This window comes from Acidisarcina polymorpha (assembly GCF_003330725.1).
GTDB lineage: Bacteria > Acidobacteriota > Terriglobia > Terriglobales > Acidobacteriaceae > Acidisarcina > Acidisarcina polymorpha.
In genome coordinates this window covers 5,278,182-5,294,473 of sequence record NZ_CP030840.1, presented here as the reverse complement: position 1 = coordinate 5,294,473, position 16,292 = coordinate 5,278,182, and the positions used below count along the sequence as shown (strand labels likewise).

The 16,292-nt window shown below is 59.0% G+C and carries 15 protein-coding genes; 2 read left to right on the top strand and 13 right to left on the bottom strand.

Annotated elements, in window-relative coordinates; all coding sequences use genetic code 11:
* Positions 1-200: 200 nt before the first annotated feature.
* The 5 genes from ACPOL_RS22510 to ACPOL_RS22490 all read right to left on the bottom strand — a co-directional run bounded on the left by ACPOL_RS22510 (position 201) and on the right by ACPOL_RS22490 (position 8,328).
* A complete protein-coding gene (locus ACPOL_RS22510) occupies positions 201-911 on the bottom strand; it encodes an ABC transporter ATP-binding protein (protein ID WP_114209041.1) in 711 nt (236 codons plus the stop codon).
* Between the two features lie 116 nt (positions 912-1,027).
* On the bottom strand, positions 1,028-2,308 hold the full coding sequence (locus ACPOL_RS22505) for an efflux RND transporter periplasmic adaptor subunit (protein WP_114209040.1): 1,281 nt from the start codon (positions 2,306-2,308) through the stop codon (positions 1,028-1,030).
* A gap of 215 nt (positions 2,309-2,523) precedes the next feature.
* Complete coding sequence (infB, locus tag ACPOL_RS22500; protein WP_114209039.1) at positions 2,524-5,781, bottom strand: translation initiation factor IF-2; 3,258 nt, start codon at positions 5,779-5,781, stop codon at positions 2,524-2,526.
* A 136-nt stretch (positions 5,782-5,917) separates the two neighbouring features.
* Positions 5,918-7,642, bottom strand: coding sequence for a transcription termination factor NusA (gene nusA / locus ACPOL_RS22495; protein ID WP_114209038.1), 1,725 nt, complete (start codon positions 7,640-7,642; stop codon positions 5,918-5,920).
* Positions 7,643-7,716: 74 nt separating this feature from the next.
* Positions 7,717-8,328: a ribosome maturation factor RimP gene (locus ACPOL_RS22490; protein WP_114209037.1), complete on the bottom strand. Its 612-nt coding sequence runs from the start codon at positions 8,326-8,328 to the stop codon at positions 7,717-7,719.
* Between the two features lie 462 nt (positions 8,329-8,790).
* Here ACPOL_RS22490 and guaB point away from each other — a divergent pair, with 462 nt between their 5' ends.
* The gene (guaB, locus tag ACPOL_RS22485; RefSeq protein ID WP_114209036.1) at positions 8,791-10,317 is read left to right on the top strand and encodes an IMP dehydrogenase; all 1,527 of its coding nucleotides are present in this window, start codon (positions 8,791-8,793) and stop codon (positions 10,315-10,317) included.
* Between the two features lie 59 nt (positions 10,318-10,376).
* Positions 10,377-10,949, top strand: coding sequence for a YdeI/OmpD-associated family protein (locus tag ACPOL_RS22480; RefSeq protein WP_114210983.1), 573 nt, complete (start codon positions 10,377-10,379; stop codon positions 10,947-10,949).
* Between the two features lie 111 nt (positions 10,950-11,060).
* Here the strand turns inward: ACPOL_RS22480 and ACPOL_RS22475 are convergent, their stop codons facing one another.
* The 8 genes from ACPOL_RS22475 to rpmJ form a co-directional block, all read right to left on the bottom strand.
* Positions 11,061-12,317 carry a PP2C family protein-serine/threonine phosphatase gene (locus ACPOL_RS22475; protein WP_114209035.1) on the bottom strand — a complete coding sequence of 419 codons (1,257 nt, stop codon included), beginning with the start codon at positions 12,315-12,317 and terminating at the stop codon, positions 11,061-11,063.
* Positions 12,318-12,408: 91 nt separating this feature from the next.
* Positions 12,409-12,876: a 50S ribosomal protein L17 gene (gene rplQ, locus ACPOL_RS22470; protein ID WP_114209034.1), complete on the bottom strand. Its 468-nt coding sequence runs from the start codon at positions 12,874-12,876 to the stop codon at positions 12,409-12,411.
* A gap of 77 nt (positions 12,877-12,953) precedes the next feature.
* On the bottom strand, positions 12,954-14,063 hold the full coding sequence (locus ACPOL_RS22465) for a DNA-directed RNA polymerase subunit alpha (RefSeq protein WP_114209033.1): 1,110 nt from the start codon (positions 14,061-14,063) through the stop codon (positions 12,954-12,956).
* 129 nt (positions 14,064-14,192) lie between these two features.
* On the bottom strand, positions 14,193-14,822 hold the full coding sequence (rpsD, locus tag ACPOL_RS22460) for a 30S ribosomal protein S4 (protein WP_114209032.1): 630 nt from the start codon (positions 14,820-14,822) through the stop codon (positions 14,193-14,195).
* 121 nt (positions 14,823-14,943) lie between these two features.
* Entirely contained in the window at positions 14,944-15,129 is a 186-nt protein-coding gene (locus ACPOL_RS36500) for a DUF1272 domain-containing protein (protein ID WP_414633389.1), read from the bottom strand.
* 11 nt (positions 15,130-15,140) lie between these two features.
* A complete protein-coding gene (gene rpsK / locus ACPOL_RS22450; RefSeq protein WP_114209030.1) occupies positions 15,141-15,566 on the bottom strand; it encodes a 30S ribosomal protein S11 in 426 nt (141 codons plus the stop codon).
* Positions 15,567-15,568: 2 nt separating this feature from the next.
* Positions 15,569-15,952 carry a 30S ribosomal protein S13 gene (gene rpsM, locus ACPOL_RS22445; protein ID WP_114209029.1) on the bottom strand — a complete coding sequence of 128 codons (384 nt, stop codon included), beginning with the start codon at positions 15,950-15,952 and terminating at the stop codon, positions 15,569-15,571.
* 218 nt (positions 15,953-16,170) lie between these two features.
* A complete protein-coding gene (gene rpmJ / locus ACPOL_RS22440) occupies positions 16,171-16,284 on the bottom strand; it encodes a 50S ribosomal protein L36 (RefSeq protein WP_013581269.1) in 114 nt (37 codons plus the stop codon).
* Positions 16,285-16,292 lie beyond the last annotated feature (8 nt).

The following is a 16,292-nucleotide window of genomic DNA, read 5'->3' as shown; positions in this document are numbered from 1 at the left end:
AGATCCTTCGCTTCGCTCAGGATGACGGTATCGGTCTAAACGAACTTATGATCCAGCGGACACTAACCTCCTCGGTACCGTGTCCCTAAGCCGGTATGCCTAAGTCCGAGTCCTTAGTCCGAGTCCTTAGTCCGGGTCCTAACTTCTGGTCTTTAAATTCTGGTCCCTAGGTCCTGGCCCCTAAGTCCTGGCCCGAGATCCTAGCGCGCTTCGAGCATCTCGAGGGCGTCGCCTTCGGCAACCACCTTGCCATCGAAGAGGTGAACGTTGCGGTCCGCGTGGCGAGCAAAACGCGGATCGTGGGTCACCATGCAGATGGTGGCGCCTTCGCTATGCAGGTTCTGGAGCAGCTCCATCACCGCTTCCCCGTTGCGGGAATCGAGGTTACCGGTAGGCTCATCAGCCAGCAGGATCGAGGGCGAGCCGGCCAGGGCGCGGGCAACAGCGACACGCTGCTGCTGACCACCGGAGAGCTGCGACGGATAATGCTTGATGCGATGAGCCATGCTAACCCGCTCGAGCGACTCCTGAACCCGGCGCTTCCGCTCCGTCTGGGTCATTCCGGAGCGATAAGTTAACGGTAGCTCGACATTCTCATAGACCGTGAGATCTCCTATCAGGTTGAAGCTCTGAAAGATAAAACCGATCTCCTGATTGCGAATGCGGGAGCGCTGGGCGAAGTTAAGGCTTTCAACCGCATGTCCGTTCAGGTGGTATTTTCCGCCGGTAGGAGTGTCAAGCAGTCCGATGATCGAGAGCAGTGTCGACTTGCCGCAGCCCGAAGGGCCCGACATCGCGACGTATTCTCCTTTGTCGATGGTCAAGTGAATGCCGGAGAGGGCATGGGTCTCAATTTCGTCGGTGTAGAAGACCTTGGTAAGCTCTTCTATCTGGATCAGCGCTTGTGCCATTTCTGTCTCTCCTCGCGAAGTGTGTTAAGAGCGTAAGCGGAGTTACTGTTCGCCATTCGGTAAGTCGTATAGGGGCATATCCCGGCTCTTACTCGAGAACAAAGCTGTTCATCTCTCTAGTCGAGCCTGATCCGATCCGTGTTGTCCCAGCGCGACATGTCGGACAAAATGACGGTGTCGCCTTCGTGCAATCCGTCCAGCACCTGAATTTCGTTCACCGAGGCGCGCCCGACCTTCACCGGAACGCGCACCGCACCCTTGCCGTCAGGATCGACCTTGAAGAGGCTGATCGTGCTGTTCTCATTGCCGAAGGCTGGACGCCCCACAAAGAGAACATCGGTCATCCGCTCGAGATCGATGGTTCCGTCGACGCTCAGGTCAGGCCGCGCCCCCAGAGGTAAAGCCCCCTGCAGTTCTACGTCAACGGTGACGGTTCCGTTCTGTACCGCAGGATCGATTCGGGTCACCTTGCCGGGAATAATTCCGTTGTGCGTGTCGATCTCTGCCGGCTGGCCGGCCAGGATGTCGCGTGCCTGGGTTTCGGCTATCTTCAACGAGGCCTTCAGTTGATCCAGCTGGACAATCTTGGCCAAGGAGGTACCCACGGTCACGTGCGTCCCTACCTGGAGCGGATGGCCATCAGAAATCTGAGGAATATCGACGAGCACCCCATTAATGCCCGCTCGCACGCTCAAAGCATCCACATCTCTTTGCTTCAGGACGGCGAGGCTGCGTGCCTGATCGACCTTGGCCCGCTGCACTGCCGCTTGGGTCTGCAAGGCCTTCTCGTTGATCTCGATCTTCTGCCGCCCGAGGTCGTCCTGGGTCACGAGCGAGTCGGCCTTGCCCTTGGAATCGGAATATTGAAGTCCGCTGATCACGCCCAGGTCGTAGAGCGACTTGTCGGTCTTTGCCTGCAGCTGGGCCTGCGAATACTGAGCGTGAATGTCTGCCGCTGAGGACTTCTGGTCCATCAGGTCGCTCTGCAGCTTCACTTCGGAGTTGTGGAAGTCGGCTTCCGCCTCTTTCAATTGCAGGGCCGCGTCCTGGGCCGCTTGTACGGCTTCGGGGCTGGCCAGTTCCATGATCACGGTGTCGGGCTGCACCTTGGCTCCGGGAAGCACGAGGATTCGTAACACGGTCGCGTCGGTTTCGGCAGGCACAACACGGATGCGATCTTCGCGGGGGACAAGCGTGCCCAGGCCGCGCACCTGAACCAGCATTGGCCCGCGCTTAACGGTGTCGGTCCAAACCGTGCCGCGTTCGACGGAGGGGGCGGCTGGTTTCAGCTTGGAGACAGCGAATGCAACCCCGACCAGTACCAGCACTGCGACGATGCCGATCACAACCTGTCGTTGGGTCTTCTTGCGTTTGATGTCAGGCCTGGCGATATCCATTGCCTAGGAAGTGTGCACGTCTTCGGCCATACCGCCGGGAATGCAACTTGTTCATTCAGCGGGAGGAGCTGCACGGCGAAGGATTGAAGGCGGCGACCCGGTTGGCCGATTTCAATCCGCAATGTCCGTTTGTGGACACTAGCGGATTCAGGCTAAGCAAAGAAAAAGGGCATCCGGACTTGCGTCCGGATGCCCTTTATGTTGCGGTTGTAGGCTTACTGCGCAGTCAACTCCGCAGCGACTCGCTCGGTGACGAACGCCTCGATCTGATCGCCGACCTGAATGTCATTGAAGTTGTTAATTCCAATGCCGCACTCCATGCCGCTGGTGACTTCCCGGACGTCGTCCTTGAACCGCTTCAAGGAGTTCAACTTGCCCTTGAAGACCTGCTCGCCACCACGGGTGAGACGGATGTCCGCATCGCGTCGCAGGACCCCATCAGAAACGCGGCAGCCGGCAATGGTTCCGACCTTGGGAATGCGGAAGATATTGAGCACTTCCGCCTTGCCCAGGTAGTTTTCCTTGAAGACCGGATCGAGCAGACCGAGCATGGCTTTGCGAATCTCGTCCTGCAGCTCGTAAATGATCGAATGCAAGCGAATCTCGACGCCTTCCTGCTCGGCGAGATCGGCTCCCTTCCGTTCGGGTCTCACGTTGAAGCCGATGATGATCGCGTTCGATGCCGATGCGAGCAGGATATCGCTTTCGGTGATCGCACCGACCCCGGTGTGAATGACCTTGATCCGCACCTTCTCCGTCGACATCTTCTGCAGGGAGTCGGCCAGCACTTCGACCGAACCGGTGACGTCGCCCTTCAGAATGAGCGGTAGTTCCTTGACGCCGGCCTGCTTGATCTGCTCAGCCAGTCCTTCGAGTGAAACACGCGAAGACTTGGCCAATGTGGCCTCACGCTCCCGCATCTTGCGGAACTGCGAGACGCCCTTGGCTTTGTCCCTATCCGCGACCACCAGGAAGGTATCGCCAGCGTCCGGCATGCTTTCGAGACCTAAGATCTCAACGGGCGTTGAAGGTCCAGCGACATTGATTGAGCGCCCACGATCGTCGAACATGGCACGGATCTTGCCGAAGGTGTTGCCCATGATGAAGCTGTCGCTGTTCCGCAGCGTCCCATTCTGTACGAGGATGGTGGCCACGGCGCCACGGCCGCGATCGAGTTTGGCTTCGATGACGGTACCGACGGCGGACCGGTCTGGAGTTGCTTTCAGGTTCTGTATGTCCGCGACCAGGCAGATCATTTCGAGCAACAGGTCGAGGTTCTGCCGCTTCTTCGCCGATACTTCGACGAAGACGGTGCTACCGCCCCACTCTTCGGGGGCAAGCCCACGGTCGCTCAACTGCTGCTTGACGCGGTCTGGCTGTGCATCCGGCTTGTCGATCTTGTTAACCGCGACGATGATCGGAACACCGGCAGCCTTGGCGTGATCGACAGCTTCCAAGGTCTGCGGCATCACTCCGTCGTCAGCTGCGACGACAATGACGACTATGTCCGTCACCTTCGCGCCGCGGGCACGCATACGAGTGAAGGCTTCATGGCCTGGAGTGTCCAGGAAGACGATCTCGCGACCGGAAGCGGGCGAGCCTTCCTTGGCGAATTTCACCTTGTAGGCGCCGATATGCTGGGTGATGCCACCGGCTTCGCCAGCCGCTACGTCGGTTTCGCGGATCGCGTCGAGCAGCGAAGTCTTGCCGTGATCGACGTGACCCATGACCGTAACCACCGGCGGCCGGGTGACTTCAAGCTCGTCCGGATTGGGCTGCTGCAGCAGGTTCTCGATCGCCTCGTTTGCCATCTGGTCTTCAAAGGTGATGACCTGAGTGTCGGCGCCAAACTGACGCGCGACATCCTTGACGAGCTCGGCGTCGAGAGACTGATTCACGGTGACAAAGACACCGCGCATGAGCAGCGTCGCGATCAAATCCTTGCCGCGGACACCCAGCTTTTCCGCAAGGTCCTTGACGCTGATTCCCTCGGTGACGGTAATGGTGCGGGTAATTGGCGCGGGTTCCCGCGACATCTGCATGCCGCCGAAACGTGGTGGCGGCTGAAAGCCCTTCATTGGGCCTTCTTTGGTCTTCTCGTAGCGCCGGTTGCCGCCGCGGCCACGTGGTGGGCCACTCGGTCTTTGCGGACGCGGAGCCTCGCCTGGAGGCGGAACTAAGCCAGCAGCGCCGCCGGGGCCCGGACGGGGAGCACCGAAGCCGGGACGGGGCGGAAAGCCGGGACGGCCGCCCATGGGGGGACGGGCTCCGGGAGGTCCACCAGCGGGGGAACTGCGAGTCGGGTGCATCGGCCGCCGGGCAGGAGATCCTGGTGCGCCGCCGGTGTTATAAGGCTGACCGCTGCCTTGCGGCCGCTGGCCGTACCCCGGCGAGCCGCCGGGACGATTGCGTTGGAAGATCGGCTGTCCGCGCTGAATTCCGCCGGGACCACCAGGGATTCCGCCCTGCTGGGACCCGGCCATTGGCCCGGATACAGGAGCAGGACGTGGAGGCGGCGGGGGTGGCGGCGCGGGCGCCGAATACACGGGACGCGGCCCGGTCTGCGGCATGATGACGCGACGCGGCGCCGGTGGCGGCGGTCCGGGCCTGACATTGACGGGTGGTGTCACCGGAGCCACAGGAGCCGCAACTGAATCAGCAGCGGGCGCCGCGGGTGCGGGTGCAATCGCCGGCGCATCGGCGGCGGCCACTGGAGCGGGAGCCGCAGGCGGAGGAGCAGCAAGTGGAATTGCTGCAGGAGCAACCGGTTCAACCCTGGCAACTGGTGGGACAGCGACAGCAACAGCCGGCGCTTCCTGAACTGGAGGCTTTACAAAAACTGGAGCCGACGGCACTGCCGCTGGTAGTGGCCGGACTTCGCTCTGGTTCGGAATGCCGGTAGCGACTGGCGGCCTCGCTATCACCGGGCCGGTCGGGGGCTTGGCGGCAATCGCGGGAACAGAAGGCGGCGCGGCCACAATCCTCGGCTCCTGACGCGGCTGCGGAACGATTCTGCGCGGCGCTGGAGGCGCGACTTGCGCCGGTGGGGCAGGCCGCTGAGCTTGTGCCGGAAACGCAGGCCGGGCGGGAACCACTGGAGATGCCGACGCGACGGCAGGGGGCGCCGGCGGGGGCGTGGAGACGGCTGGAGGCGCGGTCACGGGGCGGGGTTGGGAGGAAGCAGCCGCAGCCTCTTCTTTGCGGCGCAGGATCTCCCGCATCGCATCGCCAGGCTTCGAGACCTGTGACCAGTCAATCTTCGGTTTTTGCCCATTGCCGCCGGCATGGTGCTGGCCGCCGGAGCCGCGATTCCCTCGCCGCAAATAGGCGCGCACACGCTCGGCTTCGTCGCCTTCCAGCGAACTTGAATGGGTCTTCTTTTCGGTTACGCCAACGGCAGTCAGAGTCTCCAGGATTTCCCGGCTCTTGACTTCCAGCTCGCGCGCCAGATCATTGATTCGAACTTTACTCATCCGCCCCTTTAATGCGCCGACCCCATGTCGCCTAGTTATTCATCTGAAATCCTCGGCTTTGGGTATAAACGCTCTTACTATTATCCTCTGAAACTCGAAAAAACGCGCCCTTACGACTGATCAAAAGACAGCGCATTTATGCGCCGCCTTCTTTCGGCTCGGTCTTCAACTCTGTCTCGTCATCCACTTCTGGCCGCCCTTCATCTTTAATCTCTTCGATATTGCCTTCGAGGATCGCGTCTTCAGCGATAAACTCACCTCGAATCAAATCATGCGGCTGATCTTCGACGATCCTTTCGCTCACATCCTCGCGTCCGGGAACCAGGGATTCGCCGCCCTCCGTGTCGAGATCCGGACCTACTTCAGTGACTTCGGCGAGCCGTTCCTCGGCAAGCTCGTCGGTGATGTGGCCTGAGCCGTCATCGCTGACCCGCTGCTCGCCCTCCTGCGTAAGATCCTGGGTGAGTGCGTCGATCTCTTCATCGAGGCTAGCCTCTTCGCTCAAACGCGTCTGCTCTTCTGCGGACACTGCCCGCGCTTCTCCCGGCTCGTATTCGCCGAAGTAGTGCCGAACCGCCAAGCTAATCTTCTCCAAAGTCTTCTCCCCGATGCCCGGAATCTCTTCCAGCTGCTCCGGCGTCATGTCTGCCAGGGCTTCAACTGTAGTAATTCCCGCGGCCACCAGCTTTTGGATGATCGTTTCGCCCAATTCGCTTACTTGCTCAATCGCGGTAGTTGGGCCGCCACTCATGCCGGTCATCTGATTTTCGACTTCCTGGCGCTTCTCTTCCTCGCTCTTAATGTCGATCTTCCAACCCAGCAGCTTGGCCGCGAGCCGGACGTTTTGTCCCTTCTTGCCGATGGCAAGCGAAAGCTGGGTGTCATCGACGATCACTTCCAGCTGTTTTTCCCCTAGGTCGGCAATACTGACGCGGCTGACTTTCGCCGGCTGCAGAGCCTTCTCGGCGAAGGTGGTGATCTCTTCGCTGAACTCGATAATGTCGATCTTTTCGCCGCGCAACTCGCGGATGATCGACTGCACCCGCATACCCTTCATGCCAACGCACGCTCCGACCGGATCGACATCCTTATCACGGGACATGACCGCGATCTTGGTGCGCTCACCGGCCTCACGGGCCGTGGCGCGGATGACAACTGTGCCGTCGTAGATCTCGGGAACCTCGCTCTGGAAGAGGCTTTGCACCAGTTCAGGGACGGCCCGCGAGACGATCACCTGGGGGCCTTTTGCAGCCCGGTCGACTCGCAACAGAACGACCCTTACGCGCTCGCCGACCGAGAACTGCTCCAAACGCGACTGCTCCCGCCTTGGCATGCGGGCTTCCGCCTTGCCGAGATCGAAGATCACGTCCTGCAGCTCGACCCGCTTGACCGCGGCCGTCACGATCTCGCCCATGCGATGGTTGTACTCATTGAAGATGGTGTCGCGTTCGGCTTCGCGGACCTTCTGAAAGATCACCTGTTTCGCCATCTGCGCAGCGATGCGGCCGAGGACGTCGGTCGGCTTGTAGTAGCGAATCTCACCGCCAACTTCGACATCCGGAGAGAGCGCGTGGGCCTCGGTCAAAGCTATCTGATTGACCGGATCCTCCAGCGTGGATGCACTCTCGGTACCTTCTTCGCCTTCGGCAGCGGGAACCGGATCGTCGACCACCGTTTTGTAGACATAAGCCCGGATCTCTCCGGTTTCCTTGTCCAATTCGGCGCGCATATTCTCTTGCGTCTTGTAATACTTTCTGGTTGCCAGGGCGATCGCATCCTCAACGGCGCTAACGACGATCTCCGGATCGATCCCTTTTTCCCGACTTAGAGCTTCAATGCTCTGGTAAAGCAAACTCGCCATAGTTCTTCTCTCTCGACCCAACCACTAAGGAAACTTACTTGAAATGTCGTAGAACGCCGTGCTGCCTAACCGCATTAGACTTCGGCCACCAACTGCGCCTTTTCGATGTTTGCCAGCTCCAACTCGACTTCCGGGGCCACAACTTTCTTATTCTTGCCCTTTTGGCGAACGGCACTCAGATCGAGCACCACCGCGCTTTCCCTAACTTCGGTCAGACGGCCTTGCCAATGACGATTGCCGTTCACCGGCTGAAAGGTTTGAACCTTCAGCAGGCTGCCGCGAAAGCGTTCATAATCGGCGCGACCAAAAAGCTTGCGCTCCAACCCTGGAGACGATACTTCCAACGTGTATTCCGCGCCGGGCACCAAGTCTTCCACGTCGATCAGCGTGCCAAAATCCACACTGAATTGTTCACAGTCCTCGTGGGTTACCCAGGCTAGCTGGTCCATGCTTAGCGTTCCCCTAGCGACGGCTACGGGGATCCGTCCTTCTTCGGCCGCCTCGGCCTCACCAGCGAGCCTCGCCGCCTCGGCCAACCTAGCGCGCTCTCCGGCATTCTTCTCGACAAACACCCGTAGCGCTCGCTGTTTCGCAGCAGAGATGTACTCCACATCCACAACATCGAGGCCATGGGAAGCGGCTACCCTTTCCGCTGCCGCGCGAATTTTCTCCAGCTCAACCGCCATACGCCGTAAGCACCTTCAACGATGCGAACAGGTGTTCTTCGCCTTTTGCTCGCCCAAGTCTTCGCAAATTTTGCCCCAAAGAAAAAGTGGGCTTACGCCCACTCATCGCTCCTCGCCACCGGATTCCGCACGGTCATGCTAGGGACAACTTCGTCTGCTATTACAGAATACGACGATTGGGCGGAGAATTCAATGCGGTGCGCACACGAGTAGCGTCGAAAACCAAACGGCGCTTGCTCGAAGTGCCCAGGACCCGATACCGGCGAAGACGGAGCCTTATCGGGGCACGAATGGTCCGCGGGCAACCCAAGTCAAACCGAGTAGAACGGAAGTGGCGGCATCAGCAGCGTTGCCCGCTACTTCCCAAAGTTTGCCCTCCCCACCGTACCCCACTACAATACATAAAAGCAGCCTGCCAGCCCGCAATTCCGCCCGCTGCCACGCCGGCTTTTTCATACAATCATGATTGAAACGCCGGTACGTGAAGCCCTTACTTTTGACGATGTCCTTTTAGTCCCCGCATTCAGCGAAGTCGTCCCTGCTCAAGTCAGCACCCAGACACGCCTCACCCGCAAGATCATTCTGAATACCCCGCTGCTCTCCGCCGCGATGGATACGGTAACCGAATCGCGCATGGCCATCGCCATGGCGCAACAGGGCGGCCTGGGGATTGTGCATCGCAATCTCACCATCGAGCAGCAGGCGGGCGAAATCGACAAGGTGAAGCGCTCCGAAAGCGGCATGATTGTCGACCCGGTAACCATCTCCGCTGAACAGCTGATCGCCGACGCTCTCGAAGTGATGCGCCGGTACAAGATATCCGGAGTTCCGGTCACCAAGGGCAAGAAGCTGGTCGGCATTCTCACCAACCGCGATCTGCGCTTCGAGACTCGCACCGACATCCCGATCGGCGATGTCATGACCAAGGAGAATTTGATTACGGTGCCGGTCGGCACGACGCTTGAAGAAGCGGAACTGATTCTCCACAAACATCGCGTCGAGAAGCTGTTGGTCGTCAATGGCGACTATGAACTGAAAGGCCTGATCACGGTCAAGGACATTCAGAAGAAGCTCAAGTATCCCAACGCCACCAAGGACGAGCAAGGCCGGCTGCGAGTGGGAGCGGCGCTCGGGGCGACCGGCGACTATCTCGAGCGCGCCGCCGAGCTGGTCCGTGAGCAGGTCGACGTGCTCTCGATCGACTCCGCGCACGGCCACCAGACGCGCGTCCTTCAGGCAGTTCGAGACGTCAAGAACGCCTTCCCCAATGTCGAGTTACTTGCCGGCAATGTAGCTACTTACGAGGGAGCTCTCGCCCTGATCGACGCTGGCGCGGATGCGGTGAAGGTCGGTATCGGGCCCGGGTCGATCTGTACCACTCGCATGGTCACTGGAGTGGGCGTTCCCCAGATCACTGCCGTCTCTGACGCTTACCGTGCTGCTTCAAAACACGACATTCCGATCATCGCCGATGGCGGGATCAAGTATTCCGGTGACATTACCAAAGCAATTGCGGCGGGGGCGAGTTCCATCATGATCGGCTCCTTGTTCGCCGGTGTGGATGAGAGCCCCGGCGAAACCATTCTGTATCAGGGCCGCTCCTTCAAGGCCTACCGCGGCATGGGATCGCTGTCAGCGATGACCCAAGGCTCAGGGGAGCGCTACTTTCAAAGCTCCCGGGACCTCGACGAAGCGGAGCTCAGCCGAAGCGAAAGTGTGGTGACCCTCGGACGTAATGGCGGAAACCGCCTGGCCAAGTTCGTTCCCGAGGGAATCGAGGGGCGGGTCCCACATCGCGGACCGCTGGAGGCGATGGTATTTCAGCTGGTGGGCGGATTGCGCTCCGGGATGGGCTATCTCGGTTGCGGAACCATCACCGAGTTGCAGGAGAATTCGAGCTTCATCCGCATCTCCAATGCCGGCCTGCGGGAAAGCCATGTTCACGACGTCATCATCACAAGGGAAGCGCCGAACTATCACGTCGAGTAGCGGCACGTCGGGTAGGGGGAATCCTCTTCCGGCCAGGAGATTTGAGGATGATTCGGGATATGGATTCTTCTCTCATACGCCTCTTTCCCTCGAAAGAGACTTGGCTCGAGTGGCTGGAACGACACCACGTAGAGAGCACCGGGTTGTGGCTTCGATTGGCGAAGAAGAACTCCAGCCTCCAATCCGTCTCCTATCAAGAGGCGCTTGAAACAGCTCTCTGTTACGGATGGATCGATGGACAAAGAAAACCGGAGAGCGACCAGGCGTGGCTGCAAAGATTCTCGCCGCGTTCAAACCGAAGCGTTTGGTCAAAGATTAACCGGGACAAAGTGCTGGCGCTGATCTCGAGCGGCGCCATGAAGCCAGCCGGTTTCGCAGCCATCGAGAATGCCAAGAAGAACGGTCGCTGGGATGCGGCCTACGACTCACCAGCGGGCGCGATCGTGCCTGACGACTTGCAGGCGGCATTGGATGAACACCCGAAGGCGCAAGCATTTTTCGAGAGCCTCAATCGCGCCAACCGGTATGCGGTGCTGTGGCGAATCCAAACGGTCAAAAGAGTGGAGACGCGCATACGAAAGATCGAGCAGTTGGTCGCCATGTTGGAGCGTGGAGAGAAATTTCACGGCTGATCTATCTCTGCCGGAGCCATGAACGCGAAATGGGCCGAGCCCGCTTCACGAAGCTTTTCTCACGGCCCAGCATAGGTACCTTGCGGCACATCGTTCAACCGCCTTGCTGCTCTATTCCACGGTCACAACGATCAGGGACGCGTCATCATCGAACTTCCCGTTGCAGAACACTGATACTGCGGTGAGGATCGCGCTCCGGATGCCATGCGCCCCGGTTTGGCGAGCTTGTTCGACAGCATCGATCAGCCGCTGATATCCGAACTCCTCTTCCTCTGCATTCGCCGCCTCAAGGACGCCATCGGTGATCAAGACCAGACAGTCGCCGGATTCCAACTCTAATTGGCTGTCCTGATAGGTCCAGTGGGAAAACAAACCCAATACGCCACTGTAGCTGGCTGGCAGCAGTACGGAGCCATCGCCGCGTACCACCAGCGGAAGACAATGACCGGCATTCTCGTAATGCAACTGCCGCTGTTGCGTATCCACGACCCCATAGAACAAGGTGACGAATTTACCGGGGGCGACCGTATCGCAGAGAACGCCGTTCAGTCTTGCGCACAGGGCCGCTGGACTCGCGGCCTCTGGAGCGAACGCTTTGACCGATGCCTGCAAGTTGGCCATCAGCAGCGCCGCGGTGATGCCCTTCCCGGATACATCCGCGATGCAGAGGCCGAGCCTTCCAGCACCTAGATCCAGCACGTCGAAGTAGTCGCCACTCACCGACTTGGCAGGCTGCCAGGCGCAAGCGATCTGGAAGCCGGGAATCTGCGGGGTTTCCAGCGGCAGCAGATGCCGCTGGATCTCATGCGCCTGCGCCAACTCGGCCTCGTGAGTTTGCTCCTTTAATTGCCCAAGCTGCACCTGCCCTTGCAGCTCGCGTTGGCCGGCCTCAAACTTCTCTCTCTGTTGATCGAATCGGTAGGAGACAACGCTGAAGACGAGAGTGACAAGCGTTCCAATCGGAGCATCCGCAATCACGCGTTTGGCAAAATCCGAGAAGGTTCGCCGAAAGACAAAAAGAAAGGCGGCCTCAGCAATCGCGCTCGCGGTAATTCCGACCGCGATGATAACTCCGACATATATCAACCAATTCCATGGGGCCGGTTTGTTGGCATAAAGGAAGCGCGCGTTATAAACGAGCGCAGACGCCAGATTCCCGATGCAAATCGTAAAGAAGAGATTTCCCGGTAGCCACGCGGTCGCCCCAACGATCTTGAGAAACATCCAAATCACGATCGCGAGGACGATCAGAATCAATTGGAGCCGGAGAACTCCAGCACCAAGATACTGCGAGCCCCAATCCAGCCAGACGCTCACCCTTTTGTAGCTGAGCCGGTTGGCCTCCTCGTCTGTTGTTAGCTGATCCATCGGTCATGGATCACTCTAGACTACATTTCGCCAGCGCAAAAAAGAACGCACCCGGGCGGGTGCGTTCTCCGTAGGCTTAAACCGGGAAAGACTAGGCGGCGCCTTCAGCCGGAGGCTGCTGCTCTTCCATCGCCTTTTGCGCCTCTTCCCGGCGCTTGGCTCGAGCTTCGGCGCGCTGCTGCCGTTTCTCATCGAGAATTTGCTCGGCTCCCAGGAGCTCGATGAACGCCTTTTCGGCGCCATCGCCCTTCTGAAAACCAGTGCGGACGATCCGCAGATAGCCGCCATTCCGATCGCCATAACGAGGGGCCACGGTTTCGAAGAGACGGGTGACTGCTTCGCGAGTCATCAGGTAGGACAAGGCGCGACGACGGCTATGCAGGTCGCCCTTCTTGCCAAGAGTGATCAGCCGTTCCACGTGGGGACGGGCGGCTTTCGCTTTGGTTATCGTGGTATGGACGCGATCTTCCATCACGATCGAGGTCACCAGGTTGCGCAGCAAGGCGCGGCGGTGGCTGGTGTTGCGTCCGAGTTTATATCCTGCATTGCGGTGGCGCATGGCGATGTCTCTCTATTCTTACGAATCTTATGGACGACGGACCAGCCTGAACTCCCGCTGGTCCGTGGTCCCGGTATTTAGAAGTTCTCCGGCTCCGATTGAAGGGTGAGGTCGAGGTCATCGTCCAGACCGTCGGCGTCATCGTCATCGTCGTCGTCAAACCGGTTGTAGCTCGCGGCCAAGGTAGCGGCAGGAAGAACGCTGGTCGGGCCAGGAACCGCGTTGCCGTGTTCGTCGATCTTCATGCCCAGCGACAGACCCATCTGCGCCAGGATTTCCTTGATCTCGTTGAGCGACTTTCTGCCGAAGTTCTTGGTCTTCAGCATCTCGGCTTCGGTCTTCTGAACGAGCTCGCCGATGGTCTGAATATTGGCATTCTTCAAGCAGTTATAGCTGCGAACCGACAGCTCAAGCTCTTCGACGGATCGGTTCAGGTTCTCGTTGCGGTGCGGCGAGCGTCCGTCCTCCATATGCCCTTCGGTCTCAATCTCTTCCTCGAAATTGATAAAGATGCTCATGTGGTCTTTGAGCAGCTTCGCCGACAGGCCGATCGCATCAGCGGGAAGCACCGAGCCGTTGGTCCAGACTTCCAGGGTCAGCTTGTCGTAGTCGGTGATCTGACCGAGACGGGCGGCGTCGACCGCATAGTTCACCTTGCGAACCGGGGAGTGGACTGAATCGACCGGAATAAATCCTAAGCCCAGGTCGGAGTCGAAATTCTTATCAGCGGAGATGTAACCGCGGCCACGCTTCAGGCGCATTTCCATGTCCAGCTTGCCACCTTCGCTCACGGTCGCAATGTAGACATCCTTGTCCAGGATCTCTACGTCGCCGTCGGCCTCAATCATGCCGGAGGTGACGACACCGGGCTGCTCGGCGCGCAGATAGAGCGCTTTCGGACCCTCGCCGCTCAACTTGAATGGAATCTGTTTCAAGTTAAGGATGATGTCGGTCGCGTCCTCGACAACTCCAGTGATCGACTGGAATTCATGGAGAACTCCTTCGATCTTGACGGCGGTCACGGCTGCGCCTTCGATAGAGGACAGCAGGGTGCGGCGTAGCGCATTCCCGATGGTCGTGCCAAATCCGCGCTCAAAGGGCTGAGCACTGAACTTACCGTACTTTTCGGTGAGTGTTTCGGCTTCGACTGCAAGACGTTTTGGCTTTTGGAACCCTCTCCACAACATAAGCGTTTCTCCTGCGCGAGCGATCGTCGCGAAGCATTCTGCAACGGCTGCGCCTGTTTTCTCCAGGTTAGATTGAACTGCACTTTCGTTTGTAGGAGCTGGAGGTTACGCCAGCTCCCACGCTTCAACTTACTTGCTGTAAAGTTCGACGATCAACTGCTCGTTCACCGGCAGGTTGACATCTTCGCGCTTCGGCAGCGCGACGATTTTGCCGGAAAGGTTGGCCGCATCGATCTGCAGCCAGGCCGGAGAGTGTTGATGGCTGGCAAATTCGCGGGCCACCTCGACCACGGTCAGATTCTTGCTCGACTCGCGTACCCTGATCTCGTCGCCAACGTTCACTTGATACGAAGGAATATTCACCTTGCGGCCATTCACTTCAACGTGGCCATGGCGAACGATCTGCCTCGCCTGGCGACGCGAGCTGGCATAGCCGAGACGGAAGGCGACGTTATCCAGACGCCGCTCCAGCTGCTGCAAGAGCAGTTCACCGGTCACGCCGGGAGTGCGCGATGCCTTCTCGTAGTAAGCGCGGAACTGGCCTTCGAGGGTGAAGTAGATACGTTTTGCCTTCTGCTTCTCACGAAGCTGCAAGCCGTAACCTACGATTTTGGCTTTACGATCGCGGCCGTGCTGGCCGGGGGCGAAATTACGCTTCTCGATCGGGCATTTGTCGGTAAAGCACTTCGGCCCTTTCAGGAAAAGCTTCATGCCCTCGCGACGGCAAAGGCGGCAGACTGGTCCGGTATAACGTGCCAATTCAAATCTCCTTATTCAGAGGCCGACCGGTTTACAGATGCCACGACCCTTGCGGATCGATCGTCCTTCGTCCCGGTCCAACGTTCTTATCCTGCTACTGAGCGTGTCGCTGATGTTGACGCTATCGTCCGCATCCACACGCTTCATTTAGTCGCTTCGGGCGCTGCAGCAGTTGGTCGCCACAATTCGTACATCGGGCATTCAGGCTGGCGGCGCACTCGGCACAAAAAGTACATTCATAGCTACAAATAAAAGCTTCACTTCGCAAGTCGAGAGGCGCTCCGCAGCGTTCGCAGCGGGTGCGCATCTCGAGCGGCATCAGACACGTCTCCGCTTAGGTGGCCGGCAGCCGTTGTGCGGGATCGGCGTAACGTCGCGAATGGAGCGGACATCGAGGCCTGCCGCTGCAAGTGCACGTACCGCGGATTCACGCCCCGAACCCGGCCCGGAGACCCGGACATCGACCGAGCGCAGACCATGATCGCGGGCCATGTTGGCCGCATTGATCGCCGCTTGCTGGGCCGCGAACGGAGTTCCCTTTCGCGATCCGCGGAAGCCCAGCGATCCAGAGCTCTTCCACGACAACGTGTTGCCCTGGCCGTCGGTAATGGTCACGATCGTATTGTTGAACGTCGCCTGAATGTAGACCAGACCGTACGGAACATTCTTGCGCTCGCGCTTCTTGAATTTCTTGTTCTTGCCGGCGGCCGACTTGCCGCCACTGCTCTGTGCTGGCTTGGCCATGGTTATTTACCCGTCACTTTCTTCTTGCCAGTAATGGTGCCCTTACGTGGACCCTTGCGAGTGCGCGCATTGGTATGCGAGCGCTGTCCACGAGTCGGCAAGTTCCGGCGGTGACGAAGACCACGGTACGACTGAATGTCGATGAGCCGCTTGATGTTCATCGAGATATCTTTGCGCAGGTCGCCCTCGACCTGGCCTTCTTCCTCGATAATCTGGCGGATGCGATTGACCTCATCCTCACCCAGATCCTGGACCTTCTTGAACGGATCAACGTTCGCAGCGGTCAGGATGCGGAGGGCGCGAGGATTGCCAATCCCGAAAATGTAAGTGAGTGCGATGCGCGCTTGTTTATTACGCGGCAGATCGACTCCAGCAACACGTGCCATACCTTAACCCTCTTCTATGTCTCCCCGGTAGCTTGCTGCCGAGGAGGATTGCCCTTCCGACTTCGGAATGGCGGATTCGTGGATCGCCGCCTTCTCTCGAAGGCGTCGGGGTTCTTCGCAAGCCTGACTTCGGCTAACTAGCCCCTGCCGGACAGCTACTTTCAGCCGTTCCGGCTCGACCCACCTGGTTGAACCATCAACAAACGAGGCGCCGGAGATTAGCCCTGGCGCTGTTTGTGCTTGGCATTCTCGCAAATCACACGAACCACCCCGCGGCGGTGAATGACCTTGCACTTATCACAAATCTTCTTTACCGATGCACGAACCTTCATTACTGCTC